Raw genomic sequence first — 26,681 nt, 5'->3', positions numbered from 1 at the left:
AAACCAACGGCGAGGTGGCGGTCAAGGCCTGGGAGGCGCTGGAGAAGATCACCGGGCGCGAACACAGCCACCTGGCAAGACCCAAGCAGGACGAGAAAATCCGCTTCCGCGACATCGCCGCGCAGCCGCGCAAGATCGTGTCGTCGCCCACCTGGTCTGGGATCGAAAGCGAGGAGGTCTGCTACAACGCTGGCTATACCAATGTGCATGAACTGATCCCGTGGCGGACGCTGACGGGGCGTCAGCAGCTCTACCAGGATCATGAGTGGATGCGCGCCTTCGGCGAAGCCTTCGTGACCTGGCGACCACCGATGGATCTGAAGACCATCGCGCCGGCAATCGGGCAGGCGGGCAACGACAAGCATGTCGTATTGAACTTCATCACGCCGCACCAGAAATGGGGCATCCATTCGACCTACACCGACAACCTCCTGATGCTGACGCTGAACCGCGGCGGTCCGGTGGTGTGGATCTCCGAGATCGACGCGAAGAAGGCCGGGCTGGTCGACAACGACTGGGTCGAGGTCTTCAACGCAAACGGCGTGCTGACGGCGCGGGCAGTGGTTTCGCAGCGTATCAAGGAAGGCACGCTGTTCATGTATCACGCGCAGGAAAAGATCGTGAATACACCCGGCAGCCAGATCACCGGCAAACGCGGCGGTATCCATAACTCGGTGACGCGGACGGTTCTGAAGCCGACGCACATGATCGGCGGCTATGCCCAGTTGAGCTACGGCTTCAACTATTACGGCACCGTCGGAGCGAACCGGGACGAGTTCGTGATCGTGCGCAAGATGGAAAAGGTCGACTGGCTGGATACGCCGGTCGCGTCAGCGGAGGCAGCGGAATGAAAGTTCGCGCGCAAATCGGCATGGTGCTCAACCTCGATAAATGCATCGGGTGCCACACCTGCTCGGTCACCTGCAAGAATGTCTGGACCAGTCGTGACGGCGTCGAATACGCCTGGTTCAACAATGTCGAGACCAAACCCGGCATCGGCTATCCGAAAGACTGGGAAAACCAGAAACGCTGGAACGGCGGCTGGGAACGCACCAAGGGCGGCAAGCTTCGGCCCAAGCAGGGCGCCAAGTGGCGCATCCTCGCCAACATTTTCGCCAATCCGGACCTGCCCGAGATCGACGACTACTACGAGCCCTTCGATTTCGACTACGACCATCTGAAGTCGGCGCCCGAGATGGCGGCGTTCCCGACCGCGCAACCGCGCTCGAAGCTGAGCGGCGAGCGGATGGAGAAAATCGAGTGGGGTCCGAACTGGGAGGAAATCCTTGGCGGCGAGTTCGCCAAGCGATCGAAGGACTACAACTTCGAGGGCATCCAGAAGGAAATCTACGGGCAGTACGAAAACACCTTCATGATGTATCTTCCGCGGCTGTGCGAGCATTGCCTCAACCCGGCCTGTGCCTCGGCCTGCCCGTCGGGCGCGATCTACAAGCGCGAGGAAGACGGGGTCGTGCTGATTGACCAGGAAAAGTGTCGCGGTTGGCGGATGTGCGTGTCGGCCTGTCCCTACAAGAAGATCTATTACAACTGGTCGACGGGAAAATCGGAGAAATGCACGCTGTGCTATCCGCGTCTGGAATCCGGTCAGCCGACGGTCTGCTCGGAAACCTGCGTCGGGCGCATTCGCTACATCGGCGTGATGCTCTATGACGCCGACAAGATCGCCGAGGCCGCCTCGATCGAGAGCGACCAGGATCTTTACGACGCTCAGCTCGGCGTGTTCCTGGACCCGAACGACCCCGAGGTGATCGCCGCGGCAAGGGCCGAGGGCGTGCCCGAGGACTGGATCGTGGCGGCCCGCAAATCGCCGATCTGGAGGATGGCGATGGAGTGGAAGATCGCCTTTCCGCTGCACCCCGAATACCGGACCTTACCGATGGTCTGGTATATTCCGCCGCTCAGCCCGATCCAGAACGCCGCCGAGGCCGGCCAGATCGCCGCGGACGGTGACATGCCCGACGTGAAGTCGCTGCGTATCCCGGTGAAATACCTCGCCAACATGCTGACGGCGGGCGACGAGGCACCGGTCATTTCGGCACTCGAACGCATGCTCGCGATGCGGTCCTACATGCGCTCGAAGACGGTCGACGGGGTGATCAACCTCGGTGTCGCCAAACGCGTCGGCCTGACCCCGCATCAGATCGACGAGATGTATCAGATCATGGCGATCGCCAATTACGAGGATCGCTTCGTCATTCCCACCACCCACCGCGAGGTGGTCGAGGATGCCTATGATCTGCGTGGCGGCTGCGGCTTCACCGACGGCAACGGCTGCTCGTCGGGGGTGTCGAAAGGCAGGCTGTTCGGTGGGCGAAAGCACATAACCCCGGCGGAGGGCTGGTCATGACCCGCACGTTCAAGGCACTCTCCGCGCTTTTGACCTATCCATCGGCCGAGTTGCAGGCGGCGATCCCGGACATCCGCGCCGTCCTGAACGAGGAGGCGGTGCTGCCGCCGCCTCGCATTGCGGCGCTGCAGCCCCTGCTGCAACGACTCGCTGAGGGCGACATCATCGAATTGCAGGAGGCCTATGTCCTGCTGTTCGACCGCTCGCGCACGCTCTCGCTCAACCTGTTCGAGCATGTCCACGGCGAAAGCCGCGATCGCGGCGGCGCGATGGTGGATCTTTTGGAAACCTACCGGGCAGGGGGCTTCGACCTGCTCGGAACGGAGCTGCCGGATCATCTGCCGGTGCTGCTGGAATTCCTCTCGACCCGGCTCCTGGCGGAGGCGCGCGAAATTCTGGCCGACGCCGGTCCGATCCTTGCGGCCCTCGCCGAACGCCTGACCCGACGCGAGACGCCCTATGCCGCGATAGTGGTGGCGCTGGCGGAACTGGGCCGGGCAGGGATCGACACCGGCATCGCGGCGGCGCTGTTGTCGCAAAAGGACGACGACCCGGAGGATCTGGCGGCGCTCGACGCGGTCTGGGAAGAGGCGCAGGTCACCTTCGCGCCCGACCCCAACGCGGGCTGCCCGGTCAGCCGCGATATCCTCGCCCGGATGGACGCACCGCCGCGTCCCGCCAACGCGTGACCCGAAAGGACCATCGTCATGACCTATTTCATCTTCGGAGTTCTTCCGTATCTCGCGCTGACCGTGTTGGTGGTTGGTTCAATCGTTCGCTACGAGCGGGACCCCTTCACCTGGAAGTCCTCCTCTAGCCAGCTGTTGCGTCGCAAGCAGTTGATCTGGGGATCGATCCTGTTCCATGTCGGCATCCTGATCGTTTTCTTCGGCCACCTGATCGGCATGCTGACGCCCGTTGAATTCTTCCACGCGCTGCATATCAGCTACGGTTTCAAGCAGATGATGGCGATCGTCGTGGGTGGCATCGCCGGCGCGATGGCCATCGTCGGCGGGGCAATGCTGTTGAATCGGCGGCTATTCGATGCGCGGGTGCGGGCCAGTTCGTCATTCGCCGACACGGGCATCCTGGTGTTGCTGTTTGCACAGCTGATCGTGGGCATGGGCACCATTCTGGTCTCGATCCAGCACCTGGATGGCGGCGAGATGGTGAAATTCATGGATTGGGCGCGGGCAATCTTCACCTTTCGCAAGGATGCCTGGCGCATCGTCGCCGATGTGCACTGGATCTACCAACTGCATATCCTGTTGGGTTTGACCATCTTCATCCTGTTTCCGTTCACGCGGCTCGTGCACATGCTGTCGGTCCCGGTCCGCTATCTATGGCGGCCCGGCTATCAGATCGTGCGAACCAAAAAGCGAGCCCTCCATCAGCCTGCGGAGCGAACATCATGACATCCCTCTTTTCCGAAGTGGTTGTAAACGGCGAGACGATCGCGACCAAGGTGATCGCGGCCGAGGCGCAGAATCACCCGACGCCCAAGTCGAAGCCCGGACAGGCCTGGACCGCGGCTGCGCGTGCCTTGGCAATCCGCGTGCTGTTGCTGCAGGAGGCGCGGAGGCGGGAGCTTGTCCCCGATCCGCAAGAGGTGGCCGAGGGCCGGATGGAGACCGATGAGGAGGCACTGATCCGACAGGTGCTGGACGCGGCGGTCGATCCGATCGCGCCGACCGAAGCGGATTTGCGTGCGGCCTATGATGCGTCTCCGGAGCGCTGGCGCGCACCGACGCTTTATGAGGCGGCGCATATTTTGTTCCCGGTCAGGCCAGGCGACCCGGCGGCCTTGACCAAGGCGCGAGACGAGGCGGCTGCCGTGCTGATCGAGGTGCGACAGGATCCGCGCGCGTTCGATCGCCTCGCCCGCCAGCACAGCGCCTGTTCCTCGCGCGATGCGGGCGGAAGACTGGGACAGCTGATCAGCGGCGACACCGTGCCCGAGTTCGAAGCGATGCTCGACGCGCTCGACGAAGGCGCAATCGCGCCGGAACCGGTGGCATCGCGTTACGGGCTGCACATTATCCGGCTGGATGCGCGCGCCGAAGGTTCGGTTCTGCCGTTCGAGGCCGTGGCGCCGCACATCCGCGACGTTCTCGAAAAAGTCGCCTGGGCGAAGGCCGCGCGTGATTTTACTGCGGCCCTGGTGGCTGACGCGGAGGTGACCGGCATCACGCTGGCCGCCGCCTGAAGGGAGACCGGTAGCACGGGAATGGTTTTGCGTCGCCGGGTTGTCGGAGGGCTCGGCTAATGCGGATTACGGGGCCGTCGGGTAGCACCGCCCGTCCGTATCGCACTTGGGCCGGTCCCGATCGATGCAATTGATCTGGACCGCCTTGCGGGATGCAACAGCGCGTCAGATCCTCATCGGACTGCCTTATAGGCCTGCCAGGTGGCGTGACCGAGAAGCGGAAACACGACCACCAGCGCGAGCAATCCGGTCACGGCGGACAGCAAAAACAGCGCCAGAACGATGGCGCCCCATGCGATCATCACCGGCCGGTTGTTCCACACCATGGCCATGCTGGTTCCCATGGCCGTGAAGGCGTCGGTGCGTTCATCGAGCAGCATGGGCACGGAGAAGGCGCTGATCGCAAACGAGAACGCTGCGAACAAGCCCCCGACGAGAGTCCCGACAAGGAGCATGGCCCAGCCTGTCCCCGTCGTGAATAGCATTGCGGCGACGTGGTCCAGGCCGGGAAACGGGCGGTAGCCGAAGAAGAGCGCGTAGATGATCACCGCGGCGCGCATCCACAGGAGCATCAGCAGGCACAGAAGCACGCCGACGAACGGAATCTGTCCCCCCGACTTCCCTTTCACCAGCAACATGCGCTTCAGCGCCACGGGTTCGCCCGTCTCGAGCGCACGGCTCTTCTGGTAGAGACCGATCGCCAGGAGCGGGCCGACGACCAGGAAGCCCGCCAGCGCCGGAAAGAGAACGGTGCTCCATCCGAGCGCGAACATTGCCGCGATGACGAGAGCCGATAACGCAAAGACCGCCACCCCATAAGCGAGGCTGGGAACGGGCTGGGAAACAAGATCGCGCCATCCGGCCCGAAGCCACCCGACGGCCGCCGAGGCCGGCAGGTGCCGCTTGCGCTTCTCCGACTCCGTTTCTTCTACGCCACTCGTCGTTTCGGCGAGTTTGCCCACTGACTCCACCAGTTCCTTCGTTACGTTCGCAGCGTTCATCCAATTTGCCCTTTTCGCGGCATCGACCGTCGTCCGGTCTCGATCAGCATGCCGATTGCGCCGCCCGGAAACGTCCCGATCCTGCACCACTTTCCTTCAGATGTTCGACGCACGCCGGCTGCGAGCTCAGGGAAACATAGATCAGGTGTGCGTTGGCCGCGGCGACCAGCAACAGCAAGCCGGCGACAGCGCACCCGACGATCAGGCGTGTTGGCGACGGTGATTTCCATGAAGCGGGCATGCCATGCACCAAGTTCGTTAGGGTGAGGTTCCCCTGAGCGAGTTCACGTAGAGGGCGAGGATCTTGATATCCACCGACGAGAGCCGGCTTTCCCAGGTCGGCATGTGGCCCTGCCGTCCGCCGTGGACCGTGGCGATGATCGTATCGAGGTCGCCGCCATAGAGCCAGTAATTGTCGGTCAGGTTCGGTGCCCCCAGCTCTTGGTTGCCCTTGGCGTCTTCGCCGTGACAGGCGGCGCAGTTGGCCAAGAATACCTCGTGCCCTGCTTCGATGGTCTTGACGTTGGCGGGGGTCGGAAAGTTGGGGTGACCTAGGGAATAGACATAGTTAGCGGCCTCTTCCACCTCGGTCCTCGACAGCATCTGGTCGCGTCCGAACGCCGGCATCTGGGCGACCCGCCCTTCCGCATGCGCGGAGTTGATGCCGACACGCATCGTCTCGGCGATCGCCTCGGGGCTGCCGCCCCAGAGCCAATCGTCGTCTGTCAGGTCAGGATAGTTGATCCGTCCCTTGGCGTCGGAACCGTGACAGGCGGCGCAATTATCGCCGAAGAGCTGATGGCCGGTCTCCTTGACGACGGTCATCAGTTTCGGATTCGCCTTGATCTCCGCAAAGCTCAAGGACTCGATCTGCTCGGCCCAGGAAGAGCGTTCCGCATCGGCCTGTTGCACCTTCTGTGTCACTGTCGTCTTCTGATCGATTCCAAGAAGACCCTTGGTGTAGGTCGTCCCCAGCGGCCAGGCCGGCATCAGGACCCACCAGATCAGCGCGAATGCATGCGTCACGATGAGGAAGATGATAACCGCGCGAGGGATCGGGGTATCCAGTTCCTTGATGCCATTCCAGACGTGGCCTGTGGTGTGACGGCCTGTAACCGGGTCGCGCTCGCCTACTTCCACGGCTTGTCTTCCTTATCCAGTATGCTCTTCTTGGCGCGGTCGAAGCGTTTCCGGTTCGACGGCCAGAAGACGTAGATGAGGACGATGATCGAAAGCCCGATCAGATAGAACAGCCCCCAGCTCTTCGCGAATAGGACCAGCGTGTCGTGATCGAAGCTCACGGGACTTCCTCGCTCTTGGCGACGGCTTCCTTCCGGGCGGCGTCGGTCAGACGTCCCAGCACCTGCAGATAGGCGACGAGGGCGTCCATCTCGGTCAGTTCGGTTGCCACGCCGTCGAAGGCACTGACCGTCGTGGCCTCGCCGTAGCGCTCAACGACACCTGACGCGTACGAGCTGTCTGGATTCGCCTGGCCGATCGCGTCCTTGGCGGCATTCTGGATCATGTCGTCGGTGTACGGCACTCCGACATTGCGCTGCGCCTCAAGGTCGAGATCGAGATCGTCGAGCGCGAGCGGCGTGCGGATCAGCCAGCGGTAGGCCGGCATGTTGGATTCCGGAACCACGGCACGCGGATAGGTCAGGTGCGCGACGTGCCAGAAGTCGGAATATTTGCCGCCGATGCGCGCCAGGTCCGGGCCTGTCCGTTTCGAGCCCCATAGCATCGGGTGGTCGTACTGGGATTCCACAGCCAGCGAGTATGGGCCATAGCGCTCGACGTCGTCCTGGAGGGTGCGGATCATCTGCGAGTGGCAGGCATAACAACCCTCGCGGACGTAAATGTCGCGGCCCGCGAGTTCGAGCGGCGTATAGACACGCATGTTCGGCGCCGCTTCGACGGTCTGGTTGATGGTGAAAAGCGGCACGATCTCGATCAGACCGCCGATGCTGCCCGCAACGATGATCGCCACGACGAACCCGACGGCCCGCCGCTCGAGCTTGCGATGAAAGAACTCGGCCATGCCGTTTACTCCGCCGGCCCGACGGCGCCGACGGGCAGCGTCCGCACGGCGGGCATATCTCTTGCCGCCGCGTCCGCGACCGCGGGAGCACGCCGCACCGTCATCCAGATATTGTAGGAGCCGACGATTGCGCCGATCAGGAAGAGGAGACCTCCAAAAGCGCGGGCGATATAATACGGATACATCGCGACGAGGGAATCGATGAATGAATAGGCGAGCGTCCCGCTTTCGTTGTAGGTGCGCCACATCAGACCCTGTGTGATGCCCGAGTTCCACATCGCGAAGACGTAGATGATGGTGCCGCTCAGGGCGAGCCAGAAATGCACCTCGACCAGACCCGCCGAATACATGCGCTCGCGCTTCCAGAGCCATGGAACGGCGCAGTAGATCGAGCCGAATGTGATGAACGCGACCCAGCCGAGCGCCCCGGAATGGACGTGGCCCACGGTCCAGTCGGTATAGTGCGACAACGAATTCACCGGCCTGATCGCCATGAACGAGCCCTCGAAGGTCGATAGTCCGTAGAAAACGGCGGCAACCATCATGAACCGGAGCGTCGCGTCGTCCCGGACCTTGTGCCATGCGCCGTTGAGGGTCATCAGCGCGTTGCCGGCCGACGACCAGGACGGCACCAGCAGCATCACCGAGAACGTCATACCGAGTGTCTGAACCCAATGCGGCAGCGCCGTATAGTGGAGGTGATGCGAGCCCACCCAGATGTAAAAGAAGGTAATGCCCCAGAAGCTGATGATCGACAGCCGGTAGGAAAAGATCGGCCGGTCCGCCCGCTTCGGCAGATAGTAATACAGCATGCCGAGAAATCCGGAGGTGAGGAAGAAGGCGACCGCGTTATGCCCGTACCACCACTGCACCATCGCATCCTGAACGCCCGAGTATACCGTGTAGCTCTTGGCGTGCGAGAGCGAGATGGGAATCGCGATGTTGTTGACGATGTGCAGCATCGCCACGACGACGATGAAGGCCAGAAAGTACCAGTTGGCGACGTAGATGTGCGGCTCTTTGCGGCGCGCCAGGGTGCGGATATAGAGCACGAGATAGGTCACCCAGACGATCACCAGCCAGATGTCGGCGTACCATTCCGGCTCGGCGTATTCCTTGGACTGCGTGACGCCCATGAGATAGCCGCTGACGGCCATCAGGCAGAACAGATTGTAGCCGAGCAGGACGAACCATGGGCTGACGGCGTCCGCGAGGCGCGCCCGCGACGTTCGCTGCAGAACGTGGAAGGAGGTCGCGATGAGGGCATTGCCGCCGAATCCGAAGATCACGCCGGTCGTATGCGTCGGCCGCAGGCGACCGAAGCTCGCCCAGGCGGCGTCGAAGGTAAGGTCGGGCCATGCGAGAAGCGAGGCGACCCACACGCCCATGAACATGCCGAACACGGCCCAGGCCATGGCCAGAACGATGCCGACCTTGCTGGGATCGTCGTAATATCGTGACAGACGCTCCGCGTCCGGGTCGGGGCTGTCGTGGTGGGCGAGAAGGAGCAGGATCATCGCCGCGGCCGCGGCCAGCACGAGGACGCCATGGATGCCAAGTGGGTCGGCGCGGCCGACCGCCGCCATCGTCAGTCCCGCCGTCGCCAGAACGGCGAGTATCACGACCGAAAACTGTCGCTCGTTTCGTGTCAGTTGCGAAATCATGGCGCCGTCGCTTGTGTTCAGTCGTCGCAGGCACTGTTAAAGATGTATCGCACATACCGCTTATTGATTATGCTGACAACATGAAAACCGCGGGTAAATGCCAAAGGCGTCCGGGTCGAGCTGCCGTGGCGTATTCTCGGCCAGCGTCAGCAGGCGCCAAGCCACATCCGTCTGGCTCCTTACGGTCGTGGCGGCATGAGCGTGGCGCTGATCGGCTCCAGCACGAATGCTCCGGCCCGGGCAAGGCCGGAACGGACGCCATTCTGCAGCCGCGGAAACACCGTGACCAGTCCGACGAACCGGTTATGGTTGGTTCCATCGAGAGCCGAGACCTCGGATATGTCGATCAACCGGATGTTGTGGGCGCGGGCAAGTGCCTGGACTCGCGGATCGTTGACGTCACGCGTGCCGATCCGGTCCCGGGAACCGGCGATCCGGCTGGATGCCATCAAGGCGCGGTCGTCCTTGGACACCAGCAGCGTCATCGGCGGGTCGAGCCGGCCGATGATCTCCATCTGACGGCGAAAGACATCGATATCGATATCGGGGGCGGCGAGCACGACGCCGTTCAACCGTTCGATGACCGCGTCTCGCCCGGTCAGCCGTAGCTGGCGCAAGGCCTCGGCGGCGAGCCAGGCTCCCATGCTGTGCCCGAACAGGGTGACCTTTCCGACCTTCGGATCGTTCGCGATATCCGTCAGCACGCGAACGAGATCGTCGCGCGAATAGGTGACAGCGTCCTTGTCCGCGACGTAACCGGTGACGGACGCCGCCGACGGCCAGGCGAAGAGGACCGGGGCCTCCGTCAGCCTGCCGTCCACCGCGAGTTGCGCCAGCCTGAACAGCGCTTCCTCGAAGCTGTAATTGTAGCCGTGGACAAAGACGACGACATCGCGCTTTCGTCGAGGGCCGCCGGCTCGGCGTGACGACGCCTGGAATTCAAGCTTCGGCAGGATGTTCCGTCCCGTCACCGCGAAACTTCGGCGTGGATCCGGCGCGCCCTTCGGCCATTCGATCTCCGTCACCGTGTGGCCAGGGGGAACGGAGACGGTGAAGCGTTCGAAGTTCAGCGTGGGAGAACGGTCGGCCGAATAACCACCATTCGGCGCGTCACGCTCGCGCGTCGTCGCAACCTGGATGGTCACCTGCTCGGTCGCAGCCGTGCTCGCCGGCACAACGGCGAGAACCTGCGAGCCGGGACGCGACGCGCAGCCGGTCGTCACCAGGAGGACCAGCAGCAAGAAAACGGCTCCCCAAGGCTTGCCTTCGCCGACCATCGAGGTCGCAGACATCTCGTTATCTCCGCTATATCCGGGTCGGGAGAGGGGACACATGGTCATCGCCAATCCTCTTCTTCAGGCTGATCGCAGCCGGAACTCAGGCCTGCGAGCCGCCAGAGGCCGGCGGCTTTGCTCCGCTTTCCGCGCGCCTCTCAACATCCATTATTTCCGCGGAATGAGCGGTGAACAGTCCGATTTGAACTTCGAGCAGCCGGAGGCCTTCATCGGCCAGCCGAAACGACCGTCCGCTCAGCGACCAACGGACCGCCAGCCCCTGGATAAGTCCGAGCACCAGGTACGCGGCGTCGTCCGGCTCGATCTCCCGCCGGAACATTTGTTGTTCCTGGGCTGCCGCAATTTCCCTTGCGATCGCCGCGTGGAGCCGGTTCATCACCGCCAGTACGGATTTGCGCAGAATATCGTTTTCCGCGTGCAACTCCCGGGAAAAGAGTATCGCGGGAATCGCCGGTGTCGCCTGGATCAGGCGCAATTGGAAGCCGATCAGGCCCCGCAAGCGATCGGCGGGTGTGCCGCCGCGATCAAGGACGGTCCGCCAGCCGCCGACCATCTTTTCGGTGATCTTTGCTGCGACCGCTTCCCAGATCGCCTGTTTAGTCGGGAAGTGCCGGAAGATCCCTGGCTGGGTCAGCCCGACCGCGCGGGCGATCGCTTCGGTAGAGAGGCGATCGGGGCCGAGCTCGTCCGCCAGCTTCAATGTCGCCTCCAGAATCTCGGCCTTGCGCTCCGGGGCAGATTTTCGAACGGCCATGATAACGTCACCCTGTAGTAATTGAGCGCTAACTATCCCGCCGTCTGGTTGGTTGCCAAGGGGGAATCGGCAAGCAGCGGATGAAAAGCGGTAGGGATGCGGACAAACCGCCGAGCTGGACATTCTCCGGCTCGCGCACAGAGCCGCGATGAGCGCAGTTTCGCGCGACCTTGCGTATTCGGCCTACCGCGCGGCCGACATGGTAGCGCGAAAGCGTGACAGCGCCATGAGAAACAGGACGGTACCGATTACCGCCATTGCCGCGATTTGCCGCCAGACGATGTCGATGCCGGCGCCGCGAAACAGAACCGCCTGCGCAAAGCTCGTGAAATGGGTGGACGGAGCCGCCTGCATGATGATCTGCAGCAGTTGCGGCATACCGTCGAGCGGCGAGGTGCCTCCGGAGAGCATGTTCATCACGACGAAGAACGGAATGGCCAGGAGGGCAAACTGCGGCATCGAGTTGGCGAAGGTCGACAGCACGATTCCCAACGCGGTCATCGCATAGAGAAACACCGAGGCACCAAGCACGAACAGCGCGATCGAACCGCTGATCCTGACCGAAAGCACTCCCTGGACGATGACGTATAGCGACAGGATGACCGCCAGCACGATCGCCAGTCCGTTGGCCCAGATCTTGGCCATCATGATTTCAGCAGGTGTGACCGGCATGACCAGCAAATGCTCGATCGTGCCGCGTTCGCGTTCGCGGATGACCGCGGCGCCCGACAGAATCAGGGACAGCATCGTGATATTCGATACGATCTGCATCACCGACATAAACCAGCTCGAATCCAGATTCGGGTTGAATTCCGTGCGCATTGTCACGGTGACGGTTGGTGTGGAGGTTCCGTCCGAGCGGTTCCGGTTCAGGAACTCGGAAAGCTGACGGTTGATGATTGTCTGAATATACGCGGCGCCATTGCCGGCCAGCGTCATGGCGGTCGCGTCGACGTTGACCTGGACCTGCGGTCGGCGACCGGAAAGCACGTCGCTCTGAAAATTGACGGGAATATCAACCACAAACGCATAGCGACCCGCGTCCATGGCCGGGTCGATCTGATCGATCCCGAGGGTAGCCGGCGGCTGAAAATAGGGCTCCAGAAACGCCGCGCGGATCTGGCGTGACAGGTCCGAATGATCCTCGTCGACCACGGCGATGGAGGCGTTGCGCAATTCCGTCTGGACACCGGTTGCAACCGTGTAGATCGCGAATGTAAAGGTGAAGAATATCAGAAACAGAAGGACGGGATCGCGCCGAAGGCTGTTCAGCTCCTTCACACCCAGTCGATAAATATTCTTCAATCGCTTGCGCATCAGGCTTCCTGCTTTTTCAGAAAGAATGTCGCGAGCGCCCAGAAGACGACACAGAAAGCCGCGAGCCAGAGATAGCTCTGGTACAGAGCGGTGAAACCGAGTCCCTTGTTGAAGGTACCGCTGGTGACTTGCTGAAAGTAAAGGGCCGGGAAGGCATGCCCGATGATACGTCCGGCGCCCTCCAATGTCGAAACGGGGTAAAGCATTCCGGAAAAGTTCAGGGTCGGAATCATTACGATGATGGCCGATCCGAAGATCGCCGCAAGCTGCGTCGAGACGAAGGAGGAGATCACCAGGCCCAGCGAGGTGGCGGCGGTGGCGAACAGGATTGCACCGACCATGAGCGCCAGAAAGCTTCCGGTGATCGGAACCTGGAAGTAAGCCGATATCAGGATGACGAGACTGGCGAAACTCGCCATTGCGATGCCGATATAGGGCAGCTGTTTGCCGATCAGAAATTCGAGCTTGCTGGCCGGCGCGGCATACAAATTGGTGATCGATCCCAGTTCCTTCTCCCTGACGACGCCGAGCGCCGTCAGCATCGTCGCGAACATGTAGATCAACAGCATGAGGACGCCTGGGGAGATGGCGTAAACGCTCAAGAACGCCTGATTGTACCGGAAGCGCGTTTCGATATCGGCGATCGGAGCGACGGCCCGGCCAACCGATTCGCGTCTGGAAAATTCCGCCAGATAACTCGCCAGCACGCCTTGCACGTAACCCCGCGACGTCTCGGCCTGAAACGTCACCGCGCCGTCGAACCAGGCGCCGATATCCGGTGCGTGGCCGGCCAGCAGATCGCGGCCGAAGCTCGGGGGGACGATGAGCGCGAACCGCAGCTCTCCGCTCCGCAAGCGCTGGTCGAGCTCGGCGCGAGTGCCGATCTCGGAACGTTCGTCGAAGTAGCGGGAGCTGGAAAAATTCTCGAGGAATGCACGACTTTCCTGAGACCGGTCCTGATCCAGAACCGCGTAGGTGAGTTTTTCCACGTCGAACGAAATCCCGTAAGCCATGGCGATCGCGAGCACGATCGGCCCGAGCAAGGCGAAAGCGATGCGGATGGGATCGCGGATCAACTCCATCGCCTCGCGCCGAGCGAACGCCCACATGCGCCGTACATCGAAGATGGAATGGATGGCGGCGTGTGTCGCGGCCGCGGCCGGTGAAGCGTCACCCGGTTGAGCGTCGCTCTCAGCGTCTGTTCCATCTATGCCGGCCGCATCCTCGAGATAGCCGATGAAAGCATCCTCTAGTGTCTCGGAGCCCCGCGCCTGCCGTAGCGCGTCCGGAGCATCCATCGCCAGGATCTTGCCGGCATGCATGAGGGAGATACGATCGCACCGCTCCGCCTCGTTGACGAAATGGGTCGAGATGAAGATCGTCACGCCGTCCTCGCGAGACAGAGCGATCAGCATGCGCCAGAATTCATCACGCGCCACCGGGTCCACTCCCGATGTCGGTTCGTCGAGAATCAGCATTTCAGGCTTGTGGATCACCGCTACGGCGAGCTGCAATCGCTGGCGCACGCCGAGCGGAAGGCTCTCGGGCAACTCATCGGCCACATCGACGAGATCGAAGCGTTCGATCATTTCCCGCACGCGGGCAGGGGACTCGGCTCTGGGAAGGTCGAAGAGGCTTGCGTGCAGGTCCAGATTCTGGCGGACGCTGAGTTCACCGTAAAGCGAGAACGACTGCGACATGTAGCCGACCCGACGGCGGGTCTCCATATCGTTTGCGTCGACCGGATTCCCAAACAGCCTGGCCGTTCCCTCGGTCGGCGGCAGCAGGCCCGTCAACATCTTCATGGTGGTGGTCTTGCCGCAGCCGTTCGATCCGAGAAAACCGAAGATTTCGCCGCGTTCGATCGTGACGGTCACATGGTCGACGGCGGTGAAGTCTCCGAACCGCATGGTGAGGCCGTTGGCTTCGATTGCCGGGAGGGCGTCATGGACGACCCTTGGCGGCAATTCCACAACTTCGTGGCCCGCGCGTTTGGCCTCCGGCAGCAATGCAATGAACGCTTCCTCGAGTGTTTGGCGGCCGGCGCGGACCTTCAACTCGGCCGACGTCCCGGTCGCAAGGATTTTCCCGGCGTCCATGGCGATTAGGTGATCGAACCCCTCCGCCTCTTCCATGTAGGCGGTCGCGGTGATCACGCTCATGTGGGAACGGCGTGTGCGAATCCGGTCGATCAACTGCCAGAACTGGCGTCGGGACAAGGGGTCGACGCCGGTGGTCGGCTCGTCGAGGATCAGTAGATCGGGGTCGTGAATGAGCGAACAGCACAGCGACAATTTCTGCTTCATGCCGCCTGAAAGCTTGCCGGCCGGACGGTCCGAAAACGGCCGCAGACCAGTGCTGTGAAGCAAGTCGTCGATCCGCCAGGCGCGCTCGGACGCGGACTGGCCAAAAAGCCGGCCGAAAAAATCAACGTTCTCCCGGACCGACAGTGTCGGATAGAGGGTCCGCCCCAGCCCCTGCGGCATGTAGGCGATCCGCATGCAGGCCTCGTTACGGTAGCGGCGCCCGGCCATGTCGCCGCCCAGAACCGTGACCTGTCCCGTCTGGATCTTTCGCACGCCAGCGATGAGGCCGAGTAGCGTGGATTTGCCGACACCATCGGGACCAATCAGCCCGATCATGCGGCCCGCGGAAATATCTATCGAGACATCATCGAGCGCCGTCACGGTCCCGTAGCGGTGGCTGACGGAGAGGAGTTGCGCGACAGGTGTCGAGACCTCAGGCATCACCAAGGCTTTCCGTCTCAGGTAAATTGACCTGGAGCTCTTCCGGCCATTCCGCATCGGGCGAAATTCTGACGTATGCTACGCCGGTAATGCCTGCTTTCACCCTCTGGGCGTACCGGACAAGGATTTCCGGCGGCAGACGCACCTTGACCCGGAACATGAGCTTTTCGCGCTCGCTCTGGGTCTCGACGTATTTCGGCGTGAACTGGGCATCCGCGGCAACGAAGGAGACGGTAGCGGGCACGACATATTGCGATGCCGCGTCGGGAACGATGCGAGCTTCGGCACCGATCTCCAGCGGGCCTGCCTCGTCGGTCGGCAGGAAGATGGTCATGTAGACGTCAGTCAGATCAAGCAGCGTCAGGATACGGCCGCCGGCAGGCAGAACCTCGCCGGGCTGCGCGACCCGGTACTCTATGCGACCGCTCCGTGGCGCGGTCAGCACGGAGTCCTTTATGTTTTCGGCGATGCGCTTGATTCGGGCAGCCGCAGCGGCAACAGCGGCTTTCGCCCGCTGAATCCCGGCCTCGGCGGATCTGACCGCAGCCTCGCTCGTCAGCTTCGCCGCTTGCCGCTGCTCGACCTTTTCAAGCGGCGTGTAGCCCTTCTCCCCGAGGGAGCGGGACCGTTCATACTCCTGCTCCGCGAGAGCCAGTTCGCTCTTCCTCTGGGCAAGCAGCGCGATCGCCTGGTCCAGCTGTTGCTCGCTTTCCCTTCGCGCCGCCTCGGCCTCCTGAAGCTGAGCTTCCAATTCGGCGGTGTCCATTCTGGCGAGGACCTGTCCTGCAGTGACAGTGTCGCCTTCCTCGACCAGCAGCTCCTTCACGCGGCCGGAAAATTTCGTCGCGATATCCACCCGTTCGGCCTCCAGGCGTCCGTTGGATTGTGCGAAACCGGCTGGCAGGTCCGCCGGCTTGAACTGGAGCCACGCGAAATATCCACCGCCGCCGATGAGCACGGCACTCAGGAGCAACACACCCAGCTTCCAGCGCATAAAAAGCTCGTCCTTATGGTAGTGTCGCGGCTGCCGGGAGCCGGACGACGGTCAATGGTTGCCCACGTGGCTAGCGCGGGATCTACCGCCCTGCCTTGATCCAGCGCACTATTTGCCCATCAGGGTCTCGTCGCTGCGAGCCGTTGAACCACGCAAATTTCATCCACCATCGTTATGACCGTCGCTATCCTCGGGCCGCGGCGACGGGCGATAGGGTCTGCGCCAAGGTCCAGCGCAAGACCCAGGGAGTCCGAGCGGGAGCGTGAGGGCCACCCTGGCGCTACAGCCAGCTGGCGCGGCGCCCGAGACGGCTGCCACATCCGAGGTTCCGCGCTGGTGACATAAACGACCGGGTTGTCGGCCTAGGGACGACGTTCCAGCATTCGAGCAGGTCTTGGACTTGATAGTTTGTGATTGATTGCTAACATATCAAGGCAGACCTGTTAAGAGCGAAATTCATGCGATCTCAGCCGGGGATCGGCATTCATCGGCCATCGTTGTGGCCGCGCTCATCCTTTGGAGTCGCCAGCGGGCGAATCTCCGACCGATTTTTGAAACGAGAAGGCGTGAGGCGATGGCGATACTTTCCGGATCGAGACCTCGTTGGATCATCGTCCTGGCGATTATCGCGATCGCCTTCGGCGTCCTGACGCTTTATTCAGGCGGCACCATTCTTGTGAGCGACGGGCCGGAACGAGCCGCTGCCGGGGCCTACGTGCCGTTCGTGCTGTGGTTCAACGTCATGGCCGGTTTCGCCTACATCATCGCCGGCATCGGCCTTTACAATTGGCGAAAATGGGCAGTGAACTTATCGATACTCGTGGCGGTGGCGACGTTACTGGTTTTTGCTGCATTCGGCGTGCACATCATGACAGGGGGAAGTTATGAGGTGCGCACGGTCGTCGCCATGACCTTGCGAAGTACGGTATGGCTGACCATTGCTGCTTTCGCTTGGGTGACGTGGAAGAGAAGAGACCAGGCGGAATGATGGGGCGCTTCGAAGGAGGCTCCGTCATCGCAAAGGTGCGGGACATCGTGAGTCGCTGTGCATCCCTTCGGAGAAGCCAGTCCCGACAGATCGAAAAAAACGCGTCAGATCGGCAACTCGGGGAGCCATCCTCTACCGGCATCCTCCGGCGTCTTCCGCGTGACGGCGATGGTGAACTTGTCGGAACGGACGATCGGAGAGACGGAATGACACGGTTTCCTTGGCTTCTTCTTTTTCTTTTTTCAGCAATTTGGCTCGGCGGCGGGTCGACGTCGTCCGTCGCCGCGCAAATTCTGACCCCGCAGCAAATTTCCCAGCAGATCGTGGGCAGAAAGCTCACCGCCAGTCGCATGGGAATGAGAGTCGATATGACCTATGAACCGGATGGCACCGTGAGCATGACATCTCTGCTCATGTCTGGTTCGGGGAGTTGGAGCTACAGCGCGAATGGCATCTGCATGATGATGACCAGCGGTCCGCGCCGCGGCAAGACCTGCGTCACCTTCGAGCCCCTGGGCCAGGGGAGGTACGTCAATTCCGAAGGGATCACTCTGACCGTTCGCGAGTAGGCGCATGCCTGGAGCGCATGCCGCGTTGGCCTGACCAGTCGCGGCACTCGTGCGAGACCAATTTGATGCTTGCGTCGACGGGCGGCGGCGACTCCATTGGAATCAACGATCCGGATGGTGGCAACGGGAGAGCATAGCGGCCTCCGACACGCTCTCCTGAAGCCGGGACGCGCCCTCCCACTGAACTGCATTCGGCACGCGGAAACCCGGCCAACTCACATCGTTCCGCTGACGGTCGTCAGCCCGAGTATTTTCCAAGCCTGCATGCCGCCGCGATAGTAGAAAATGCGGTCAGCCGGGTAGCCTTCCCTCAGCATGGCCCGAATCGCCGTAGGCGATTGCCCGCACCAGATGCCGTTGCAATAAAGGGCGACCCGCATCGCGCCGCTGCAATCCCAGGCGCCGGCTGCGCCGACGCACCCGAGTTCATCGAGACGGCCGGCGACTTCGGTGTAGGGGATATGCCTCGAGCCGGGAATCGTTTCCTCCAGATGCCACTCCAGCGTTCGCGCATCGATGACGCGGACGTTCTCATCGGTCAGCATATCAAGAAGTTCCAGCTCGCCGATCGTCTCCACGCCGTCGGCTGCCCGGACAGGTTGTATGCAGAAGGGTGGGCATTCGCGGGATGTCTTGGCGTAGTAACCGCTGATCTCGTGGTCCGTGTCCTGATTCCGCTCAATGACGACAGGCCCTTCGTCGGTTTCCACGGTCACGTTAGCGACGTCGGGGCTGATCTTGACGACCGGCTCCTGGCTCGATGCGGGAGCGGTGCCCACCACCGATAGCATGATCGAAACAGCGACGCTGACGAGCCAATGCATGTCATTTCTCCCAAAGCTTCGGTTCACTGCCCAATTCTTATGCCATCATGGCTCGGAGCCCAACCCCTGATTGAGGCAAGAGTTATCAGCGTGTCGTGATGTCCCGGAGGTTGCGAGAGACGGCGCGGGGCGGGTGCAGCCTCAAGCAGGAACGTCTTCGTCCGCCCGCCACGTTCACCCGATCAGCGCGTTCAGATGCGCGACGACGCTGCGAGCGAGCGCTCCGAGTTCGTAGCCGCCCTCAAGCATGGAGAGCACACGGCCTTCGCCATGCGCGCGTGCGACTCCAAGAAGCTTTTCCGTCACCCATACGTAGTCGGCCTCCGTCAGACAGAGGTCCGACATGTCATCCAGAATATGGGCGTCGAAGCCTGCCGAAATGAACACCATCTGCGGTGCGAAGCGTTCAAGGGCGGGGAGCCAATGATCGGCAACCGCTTCGCGGAATTCCGGTCCATCCGCGCCGGCGGCGAGCGGGATCGCGACGAGGTTGGGCGTCTCGGATGCATGGCCGGTGAAGGGATAAAACGGGTGCTGGAAGGACGAACAGAACAAGACCCGCTTGTCATATTTGAAGATTTCCTCCGTGCCATTGCCGTGATCAGCGTCGAAATCGATGATCGCGATGCGTTTCAGCCCATGCGCATCGAGCGCATGGGCGACGGCGACGGCGACGTTGTTGAACAGGCAGAAACCGAGCGCTTTGTCCGCGACCGCATGGTGGCCCGGCGGCCGGATCGGACAGAATACCGGACAGGCTTCGCCGGAGAGGATGAGGTCGACGCCGAGGATACCGGCGCCAGCCGCCCTTTGCGCGGCGCGCAACGTTCCGGGCGACAACACCGTGTCACCGTCAATCGCCACCAAGCCGGCGGTGGGCGACACGGCTTCGAGCCGATCGAGATAAATCGGTTCGTGTACGCGCTCCAGCTCGGCGCGGCTGACAAGCGGCGCGTCGTAATGCCGAACCACGACATCGAGGCCTGACGAAATCATCTGGTTTGAAATCGCGTCCAGCCGTCCGCGCGTATCGGGGTGGAGCGGCCCGGCGTCGTGTTCCAGGCAATCGGGATGCGAAACGATGCCGAGCATGCCTCAGAGCGCCCGCTTGACGAAGACAAGCTTCGGATCGTCCGGATCGGGACTCTGGGAGAAACCGAGTTCCGCCATCAGTTGGAGCATCGAGGCGTTGCGCGCCAGCACCGTACCCTCCATCACCGTAAGGCTGTGCTCGTCCCGCGCCGCTTCCATCAGCGCCTTCATCAGCCGCGTGCCGATGCCCTGCTTCTGCACCTCGCCAGAAACCACGATGGCAAACTCGCAGCTTGTCATATCCGGATTGATGACGTAGCGCGCGACGCCTTGCTGACGTGGTCCGCGCGGTCCTTGCGTCATTGCAACCAGTGCCATTTCGCGGCGATAGTCGATCTGCGTGAAACGCGCGAGCATCTCCTGCGAGAGCTGGTTCATCGTGCCCATGAATCGAAACTGCCTGGCTTCCGGCGAGAGTTCGCGCACGAAGGTCTGCTCACTTTCCGCATCCTCCGGGCGGATCGGCCGGATGGTCAGTGGCGTGCCGTCGGAGTGGTGGTCCTTCCAGACGAGATGGCGCGGGAACGGATGTATCGCAACATGATCATACGGGCCGCTGCGCGCCGGCGGTCGGGCGATACCGATGCGCGCATCGACGGCGATGACGCCATCGCGACCCGCAAATAGCGGGTTGATGTCGAGTTCCGTCACCTCGGCCAGTTCGCAGACGAGATCGGAAATGCGCAACAGCACCTCGACCACCGCCTTCCGGTCCACTGCCGGGCGGTCGCGAAAGGCGTCGAGGAGGCGCGACACCCGCGTGCGGTCGATCAGCCGGTTCGCCAGTACCGCGTTCAGCGGCGGCAGCGAGACGGCGCTGTCACGCAGCACCTCAACCATCGTGCCGCCCGCTCCGAACAGGATGGTCGGACCGAAGACCGGATCGCGGCTGGCACCGATGACAAGCTCGCGCGCATCCTCCACATGAGCCATGCGCTCGACTGTGACGCCAAGAAAAGCTGCGTCGGCGCGTGCCTTTGCCATGCCCTCGGCGATTTCCCTGAAGGCAAGCTTGACGTCGGCCGCATTCATGACGTTGAGGCGTACGCCGCCGACATCCGACTTGTGGGTGATGTCGGGAGAGTTGACCTTCATCGCGACCGGAAAGCCGACCGTCTCGGCGGCGACTACCGCAGCGGCTGGAGTTGCAGCCTCGATGGTGATGTTGATCGGAATGTTGAAGGCATGCAGCAGAGCCTTGGATTCGATGTCCGAGAGCATGCTGCGCCCCTCGCCGAGTGCGCCGGCGATAATCATCCGCGCTCCGCTCAGATCCGGCGAGAAGGCGCCGCCGGGGCCAGGGGTTTCCAACGCCAGTTTCCGGTGTCGGTAATGCTGGGCCAGATAGGAAAATGCCTCGACCGCCCGCTCTGGCGTGGTGAAATCGGGAATGCCGTTTTCGCTCAGATGAGCGCGCGCCTCGGCAACCGAGCTTTCGCCCATCCAGCAGGCGAGCACTGGCTTGGAGGGTTTTTCGGCGACGGCCGAAACGACCGCTTCCGCCACTGCGGTCGCGTCGGTCATCGCCTGAGGTGTCAGCATCACGAGCAGACCATCGAAATTTGGATCGGCGAGGCCAGCCTTCACTGCCGCCACGAACTTGTCGGGCGCGGCGTCCCCGAGGATATCGATCGGGTTGGCGCGCGACCAATAGGGCGGCAGGATCTTGTCCAGCGCGGTGACGGTGGCCTCCGACGGGGCAGCGAGATCCACGTCCATGTCGCCGGCGCGATCCGCGGCAAGAACGCCCGCGCCGCCGCCATTGGTGACGATGCCAAGCCTGTTGCCTTTCGAGCGCTTGTTGGCTGACAGGATCTCGGCCGCGGCGAAGAGTTGGCCGAAGGTGCGGGCCCGCACGGCCCCGGCGCGGGCAAGCGCGGCATCAAAAACCTCGTCCGATCCGATCAGCGCGCCCGTATGGGTGTGGGCGGCCGTCGAACTCTGGTTGTGGCGGCCGGTCTTCAGCACGATGACCGGCTTTGTGCGGGCAGCGGCGCGCAGCGCGCTCAGGAACGACGGCGCGTCGCGCACGCCCTCGATATAGAGAAGGATCGCCTCGGTTTTCGGGTCGGCGGCAAGGAAATGCAAGGCATCGCCGAAACCGATGTCAGCTGAGTTGCCGAGTGAGACGATCGCCGAAAAACCGAGATGATGTGGTGCGGCCCAGTCGGCGATGGCGGAGCAAAGCGCGCCGGATTGCGAGATCAGAGCAAGACGGCCCCGCGGCACGCCGGAGTTCAAGAATGTTGCGTTCAGCCCGAGCCAGGGACGGACAAGCCCGACGCAGTTTGGACCGAGAAAGCGCATGTTAGCGCGATGCGCGGCGTCGAGCAGTTGGCAATGCAATCGTAGGCCCTCCGCACCCGCCTCCACGAAGCCCGCCGACAGGACGATAGCATTTCTGATGCGTCTTTCGCTGCAATCCTCGATGATCTGCGGGATCGTGCGGGCCGGCGTTGCAATGACCGCCAGATCAATGTCGCCGGGCACATCGAGGACCGAGCGGTAGCATGCTACTCCACCGATTTTTTTGTGCTTCGGATTGACCGGAATGAGGCGCCCCTTGAAGTCTCCCGCGGTCAGATTCGACCAGACCTTCGCGCCGACGCTGTTTTCCGCATCGCTGGCACCGAACAGGGCGACGGATTCCGGATTGAAAAGCCGGTGAAGTGGGCTTCGGTCGAGGTAGGCTTGCATCACGTCGCACCTTTGGATGGGAATCGCGCGGGTTGACGGGGCGGTGGAACGAGAAAGCCCCGACTCGCCGGAGCGCGGTCTTGTGTCATTTGCGGCGAGGGTAGCTGTGCGGCCTGACGGCACGTTGATTTCCATCAAGCGGGAAGAGTGATTTACCGTGATGTGAAACAGCCTTCGCGGCGCTAGGCTTAGATTCAGGCGGGGATCTACCGGGTCGATCAGAGTCACGAATTGTTCTGACCAACGAACTTACGGCGAAGGTGAAGGCCGCATCGGCCAGTTTTTGCGCAGCCGGACGGCTCCCCGTCATGGACCTGTGCGCGACGACGGATTGGGCAGAGATCGATTGTCACCGGGCTCCGATCTACAGCTCGGCAAAGGACGAGCAGGCTGGGCCGCCTCTGGCCCTGTTCAAGGCGCTTCTGCGGGCGATCTTTCGGACGTGAAGCTGGCCGGGACGCTGGATGATCGGGCGAGCTTCTGCCCGTTCGGCCGTCTTGGCGGAGGAGCCGACCCTGGAGCGCACTACTTTCGTGCGGTTCCGGCGGGAACTGGTGACCTGATCGCTCGACCGGATTCTGTTCGAGGCCGTGACGCTTGAGCTCGATCGCAGGAACGTCTTGGTGAAAACACGCACAATCATCGCCCCCGGCCCGCCGTCCATGGCTATAAGGCGCATGTGGCTACGGCGGCCGATTGGGACATTGTGCGCATCGGCGAAATCACGCCCGCCAATCTGAATGTGGGCAAGATGCTGGCCGCGGGGCTGTCCGACAAGTCTGCAAGATCTACGCGGACCTGGCTTATGCTGGCCATGCCACCGAGATACTGATCCGGGCTGCCGGCGGCGCATCATGCCCGCCAGGCGGCGAGGAAGCCCCGCGCCGGTTGGGGGAGTGGAGTCCGCCTGTGGTCCGTGTTCGCCGCGAGATCGAGAAGATCTCTTCGAAACCTGGAAGCGCAGCTATGGGTTCGCCCCGGATGCCCTGGGTCGGGCTCGCCAAGGCCGGGCTTCAGGCCCGGTGGACGGCCATCGCCTACAATTTGCGCCGCTCATCAGTCATATGAGCGCCGATTGGCCGTTTTCAAATAATACCAGCTATTCGACCGCGGGCTCACCGTTGCGCCCTCTGCTTCAAGAGAGTCGTCATGTGTGCGGCGTCAGCGGGCCGAGCGAAGTGGAAACCCTGGCCGAGGCGGCATCCCAGTTCCGACAGCCGTTCGGCCTGGGCGACGCACTCGATTCCTTCGGCGACTGTCCTCATGCCAAGCTTCTCGGAGATATCGACCAGCGCTTCGACGATGACCCGGCTGGGGGCGTCGGTAAGGAGGCGGTCGATGAAACTCTTGTCGATCTTGATGATGTCCACCGGAAAGCTGAGAAGATGGGTCAGCGAGGCGAAGCCGGTGCCGAAGTCGTCGAGGGCGACAAGCATCCCCTTGTCTCTCAGGTGCGTCACAGCTCTCGCGACATCGTGGTTCGGGCCGTCCATGAAAACGGTTTCGGTCACCTCCAGGACCAGATGTTGCAACGAAACCTGTTCGGCATCGAAGGCGGCGCAGATGATTTGATCGAGATTGCGGTGTCGAAAATCGGACATCGCGAGGTTCACGCCAACATGCTGGAAGGGAATGCCGTCGTCGAGCCACGCGCGGATGTCGGCGGCGACCTGCGACAGCATCTGTCTGGTCAGACGATCAGCGACGTGGGGATCGGTGAAGGCATCCGCGAACTCGCCGGCGGACGCGATACGGCCATCCTTGGTCCGCAGCCGCGCCAGAGCTTCGAGACCAACGATTTGCTCCGTATCGAGCCGCACGATGGGCTGATAGTAAGTGACGAGCCGGTTCTCGGTGAGGGCGAGGGCGACCTCGCGAATGGTTTCAATTCGTCGCATGGCGCTGGTTCGAAGTCCCGGCTCAAATGCAACGTAACCGCCCCGGTGGGACTCCTTTGCATGCTGGAGAGCGAAATCGGCGTTCTGATGCAGATGGTCGGGGCTATCCCCATCCGGACCGCGGACGACGCCGCCAATGGTCACCTGAGGGGTGATCGTGTTGTCGCGACATCGAAACGGAAGGCGCATGGCGTCAAAGATGCGTGAGACGAGATCGCGCAATTCCGTGTGATCGCCAATGTCGTCGGCCAGGACTGCGAACTCATCGCCGCCAATCCGGAAGGCCGCGGCCGGGACCGGAGCCACTTGCTCCAATCGGGAGGCGAGTTCCTGGAGGACCTGGTCGCCGACGACATGGCCCATGGTGTCGTTGATCGTCTTGAGGTGTTCGATCTCGATGAGGAGCAGGGCGAAGGTTCGGGACGGCTGATCCAGCTTGCTTTCGATCACGGTTTGGAAGCGGCGTCGGTTCTGCAGGTTCGTCAGTTGATCGTAATGCGCCAGCTGCCGATTGCGCTGCTGTAGACGCCAGCGGTCGATCCCGATGCTCAACAGACGAACGCAGCTTTCGGCGACTAACCGCTCCTGCTCCGATGGACCGCGATTGTCGCGGAAGTACATTGTGAAAAGAGCGACGGGCTGACCCGTGGGCGCTTTGACGGTACGTGACCATGACGCCGCCCAGCCTCGGGGCGACGCCAGTTCGGACGAAAGCCGCAGCGGCACTTTCGTCGTTTCAACTGCATCGCGTGCCGAATTGCCGCCGGCGGGCTGGGTGCGGTCAAACCAGTCGCTCGGCTGATGGGCGAGGAGATCGAGATAGGGTGCCGGTAGCGAGGGACTGGCATGCACACGCAGGCGTCCTTCCTCGTCCACGGTTACGACGGAGCATGCGATCGCGGAGGTGAGCGCCTCTAACCGTCGGCATAGGAGAGCGAGAATTGCTTCGAACGTCTCGCCCACAGCCATAGCGTCCAGAATTTCGACCTGCAGCCCGTGCGAGGCCCGGCTTGGATCCATGTGCATAAGAACGGGACACTCCCAAATCCAATGAGGCCTGATATCATGCCGAGTGGCGTTTCATTTCTTTCTATTGCGCGCGGACAATTTTCTCGATCGCTCGAAAACCGCTACGGTACTAATATAATTTGAGAATGAAACGGTATTTTTTCGCAATTTTTTGTCATCCCACGACGGCAGCCGGATGTCCGATCTCGTTCTTCTCACCGGCATTTCTGGGTTCATTGCCAAACACGTTGCCCTAGATCTGCTGGGTGCGGGCTATCGGGTGCGGGGGACGGTGCGCTCGTCTGCCAAGGCGGACGTCGTCCGCGAAACACTGAAAAAGGCCGGAGGAGCTGTCGACCGGTTGGAATTCTTCGAGGCGGATCTGATCCGTGGAGAGGGTTGGGACGCGGCGGCGGCAGGATGCCGGTTCGTGGTGCATACAGCCTCCCCATTTCCTGCCACGCAATCCAGGGACAAGAATGCGTTGATGCCCCCCGCCAGAGGCGGAACACTTCGTGTCGTCAAAGCCGCCGCCAAAGCCGGCGTCGGGCGGATCGTTCTGACTTCCTCGGTGGCGGCCATCTATTACGGCCACAGCGCTAAATGGCGGACACGTTTTTCCGAGGCGGACTGGTCCGACGTGGAAAGCTCGCACATCTCCGACTATGCGATGTCGAAGACGGAGTCCGAAAGAGCGGCGTGGAAAGCTGTGGAGGCGGGCGGCCCGGAACTCGTCGTCGTTAACCCCGCGTTCGTCCTCGGTCCGCTGCTCGATCGGGAGACTGGCACATCGGCGGAGTTGATCCGGACGATGCTCAAGGGGCGGCTCCCGGTCGTTCCGGACATTACCCTTGGCATCGTCGATGTTCGCGACGTCGCCAGCGCTCATCTTCGGGCCATGACCGTACCCCATGCGGCGGGGCGACGGTTCATACTATGCGGCGGCTCGATGTCGATGATGGATATCGGCCGGATGATCGCGCTCGCCGATCCGTCCGCCGGCAACCGGGTGCCGAAGCTGGTGTTACCGGATTTTCTGGTGCGGGCTGCGGCCATCTTCAACAGACAGGCCCGCGCGGCCGTGCCGGAACTCGGTCGCAGGAAGATTCTAGCGACCGAGGCGGCGGAACAGGCTCTCGGAATCGACTTCCGCCCGCCGCGGGACGCTGTCGCCGCAATGGTTCGGAGCTTGAAGGAGCTTGACCTCGCGAATTGACG

At 62.3% G+C, this 26,681-nt stretch carries 22 protein-coding genes; 8 read left to right on the top strand and 14 right to left on the bottom strand.

Going from position 1 to position 26,681, the window contains the following annotated elements; all coding sequences use genetic code 11:
• From MJ956_RS05390 to MJ956_RS05370, 5 genes are all read left to right on the top strand, one after another.
• Nucleotides 1-851: molybdopterin dinucleotide binding domain-containing protein (locus MJ956_RS05390; protein ID WP_279327036.1), on the top strand; the 851-nt coding region annotated here is incomplete at its 5' end.
• A complete protein-coding gene (narH, locus tag MJ956_RS05385; RefSeq protein WP_253963452.1) occupies nucleotides 848-2,368 on the top strand; it encodes a nitrate reductase subunit beta in 1,521 nt (506 codons plus the stop codon). The genes MJ956_RS05390 and narH, both read left to right, overlap by 4 nt.
• Entirely contained in the window at nucleotides 2,365-3,057 is a 693-nt protein-coding gene (gene narJ, locus MJ956_RS05380; RefSeq protein ID WP_253963451.1) for a nitrate reductase molybdenum cofactor assembly chaperone, read from the top strand. Before narH ends, narJ begins: the two co-directional genes overlap by 4 nt.
• A gap of 18 nt (nucleotides 3,058-3,075) precedes the next feature.
• On the top strand, nucleotides 3,076-3,783 hold the full coding sequence (narI, locus tag MJ956_RS05375; RefSeq protein ID WP_253963450.1) for a respiratory nitrate reductase subunit gamma: 708 nt from the start codon (nucleotides 3,076-3,078) through the stop codon (nucleotides 3,781-3,783).
• 50 nt (nucleotides 3,784-3,833) lie between these two features.
• Nucleotides 3,834-4,574 carry a peptidylprolyl isomerase gene (locus MJ956_RS05370; RefSeq protein ID WP_253963449.1) on the top strand — a complete coding sequence of 247 codons (741 nt, stop codon included), beginning with the start codon at nucleotides 3,834-3,836 and terminating at the stop codon, nucleotides 4,572-4,574.
• Nucleotides 4,575-4,747: 173 nt separating this feature from the next.
• Here MJ956_RS05370 and MJ956_RS05365 read toward each other — a convergent pair whose 3' ends face one another.
• From MJ956_RS05365 to MJ956_RS05320, 10 genes are all read right to left on the bottom strand, one after another.
• The gene (locus MJ956_RS05365; protein ID WP_253963448.1) at nucleotides 4,748-5,575 is read right to left on the bottom strand and encodes a DUF2189 domain-containing protein; all 828 of its coding nucleotides are present in this window, start codon (nucleotides 5,573-5,575) and stop codon (nucleotides 4,748-4,750) included.
• 258 nt (nucleotides 5,576-5,833) lie between these two features.
• Complete coding sequence (ccoP, locus tag MJ956_RS05360) at nucleotides 5,834-6,715, bottom strand: cytochrome-c oxidase, cbb3-type subunit III (protein ID WP_253963447.1); 882 nt, start codon at nucleotides 6,713-6,715, stop codon at nucleotides 5,834-5,836.
• Nucleotides 6,706-6,876, bottom strand: coding sequence for a cbb3-type cytochrome c oxidase subunit 3 (locus MJ956_RS05355; protein ID WP_253963446.1), 171 nt, complete (start codon nucleotides 6,874-6,876; stop codon nucleotides 6,706-6,708). The genes ccoP and MJ956_RS05355 overlap by 10 nt, the downstream gene beginning before the upstream one ends.
• Nucleotides 6,873-7,616, bottom strand: a complete 744-nt coding sequence (gene ccoO / locus MJ956_RS05350) for a cytochrome-c oxidase, cbb3-type subunit II (protein ID WP_253963445.1) — start codon at nucleotides 7,614-7,616, stop codon at nucleotides 6,873-6,875. Before ccoO ends, MJ956_RS05355 begins: the two co-directional genes overlap by 4 nt.
• A 5-nt stretch (nucleotides 7,617-7,621) precedes the next feature.
• The gene (gene ccoN / locus MJ956_RS05345; protein WP_423724803.1) at nucleotides 7,622-9,277 is read right to left on the bottom strand and encodes a cytochrome-c oxidase, cbb3-type subunit I; all 1,656 of its coding nucleotides are present in this window, start codon (nucleotides 9,275-9,277) and stop codon (nucleotides 7,622-7,624) included.
• A gap of 182 nt (nucleotides 9,278-9,459) precedes the next feature.
• Nucleotides 9,460-10,572, bottom strand: a complete 1,113-nt coding sequence (locus tag MJ956_RS05340; RefSeq protein WP_253963443.1) for an alpha/beta hydrolase — start codon at nucleotides 10,570-10,572, stop codon at nucleotides 9,460-9,462.
• 85 nt (nucleotides 10,573-10,657) lie between these two features.
• Entirely contained in the window at nucleotides 10,658-11,452 is a 795-nt protein-coding gene (locus MJ956_RS05335; protein ID WP_253963442.1) for a TetR/AcrR family transcriptional regulator, read from the bottom strand.
• 60 nt (nucleotides 11,453-11,512) lie between these two features.
• Nucleotides 11,513-12,646, bottom strand: coding sequence for an ABC transporter permease (locus tag MJ956_RS05330; RefSeq protein WP_253963441.1), 1,134 nt, complete (start codon nucleotides 12,644-12,646; stop codon nucleotides 11,513-11,515).
• Complete coding sequence (rbbA, locus tag MJ956_RS05325) at nucleotides 12,646-15,393, bottom strand: ribosome-associated ATPase/putative transporter RbbA (RefSeq protein WP_253963440.1); 2,748 nt, start codon at nucleotides 15,391-15,393, stop codon at nucleotides 12,646-12,648. Before rbbA ends, MJ956_RS05330 begins: the two co-directional genes overlap by 1 nt.
• Entirely contained in the window at nucleotides 15,386-16,387 is a 1,002-nt protein-coding gene (locus MJ956_RS05320; protein WP_253963439.1) for an HlyD family secretion protein, read from the bottom strand. Before MJ956_RS05320 ends, rbbA begins: the two co-directional genes overlap by 8 nt.
• Before the next feature lie 574 nt (nucleotides 16,388-16,961).
• On the opposite strand from MJ956_RS05320, the gene MJ956_RS05315 reads away from it, so the two are divergent.
• Nucleotides 16,962-17,375, top strand: a complete 414-nt coding sequence (locus MJ956_RS05315; RefSeq protein WP_253963438.1) for a hypothetical protein — start codon at nucleotides 16,962-16,964, stop codon at nucleotides 17,373-17,375.
• A gap of 206 nt (nucleotides 17,376-17,581) precedes the next feature.
• Nucleotides 17,582-17,944 carry a hypothetical protein gene (locus MJ956_RS05310; protein WP_253963437.1) on the top strand — a complete coding sequence of 121 codons (363 nt, stop codon included), beginning with the start codon at nucleotides 17,582-17,584 and terminating at the stop codon, nucleotides 17,942-17,944.
• Nucleotides 17,945-18,159: 215 nt separating this feature from the next.
• On the opposite strand, the gene MJ956_RS05305 is transcribed toward MJ956_RS05310, so the two are convergent.
• The 4 genes from MJ956_RS05305 to MJ956_RS05290 form a co-directional block, all read right to left on the bottom strand.
• Nucleotides 18,160-18,768, bottom strand: a complete 609-nt coding sequence (locus tag MJ956_RS05305; protein WP_253963436.1) for a rhodanese-like domain-containing protein — start codon at nucleotides 18,766-18,768, stop codon at nucleotides 18,160-18,162.
• Nucleotides 18,769-18,942: 174 nt separating this feature from the next.
• On the bottom strand, nucleotides 18,943-19,860 hold the full coding sequence (locus tag MJ956_RS05300; protein WP_253963435.1) for a histone deacetylase family protein: 918 nt from the start codon (nucleotides 19,858-19,860) through the stop codon (nucleotides 18,943-18,945).
• Nucleotides 19,861-19,863: 3 nt separating this feature from the next.
• Nucleotides 19,864-22,557 carry a bifunctional acetate--CoA ligase family protein/GNAT family N-acetyltransferase gene (locus tag MJ956_RS05295; protein ID WP_253963434.1) on the bottom strand — a complete coding sequence of 898 codons (2,694 nt, stop codon included), beginning with the start codon at nucleotides 22,555-22,557 and terminating at the stop codon, nucleotides 19,864-19,866.
• A 1,115-nt stretch (nucleotides 22,558-23,672) separates the two neighbouring features.
• The gene (locus MJ956_RS05290; RefSeq protein WP_253963433.1) at nucleotides 23,673-25,481 is read right to left on the bottom strand and encodes a putative bifunctional diguanylate cyclase/phosphodiesterase; all 1,809 of its coding nucleotides are present in this window, start codon (nucleotides 25,479-25,481) and stop codon (nucleotides 23,673-23,675) included.
• Nucleotides 25,482-25,659: 178 nt separating this feature from the next.
• Here MJ956_RS05290 and MJ956_RS05285 point away from each other — a divergent pair, with 178 nt between their 5' ends.
• Nucleotides 25,660-26,679 carry an NAD-dependent epimerase/dehydratase family protein gene (locus MJ956_RS05285; protein WP_253963432.1) on the top strand — a complete coding sequence of 340 codons (1,020 nt, stop codon included), beginning with the start codon at nucleotides 25,660-25,662 and terminating at the stop codon, nucleotides 26,677-26,679.
• Nucleotides 26,680-26,681: the final 2 nt, after the last annotated feature.

The organism is Aurantimonas marianensis (genome assembly GCF_024195285.1).
Taxonomy (GTDB): domain Bacteria; phylum Pseudomonadota; class Alphaproteobacteria; order Rhizobiales; family Rhizobiaceae; genus Aurantimonas; species Aurantimonas marianensis.
Note: the sequence above shows the minus strand (reverse complement) of the source record. Positions and strands in the feature narration are given on the sequence as shown.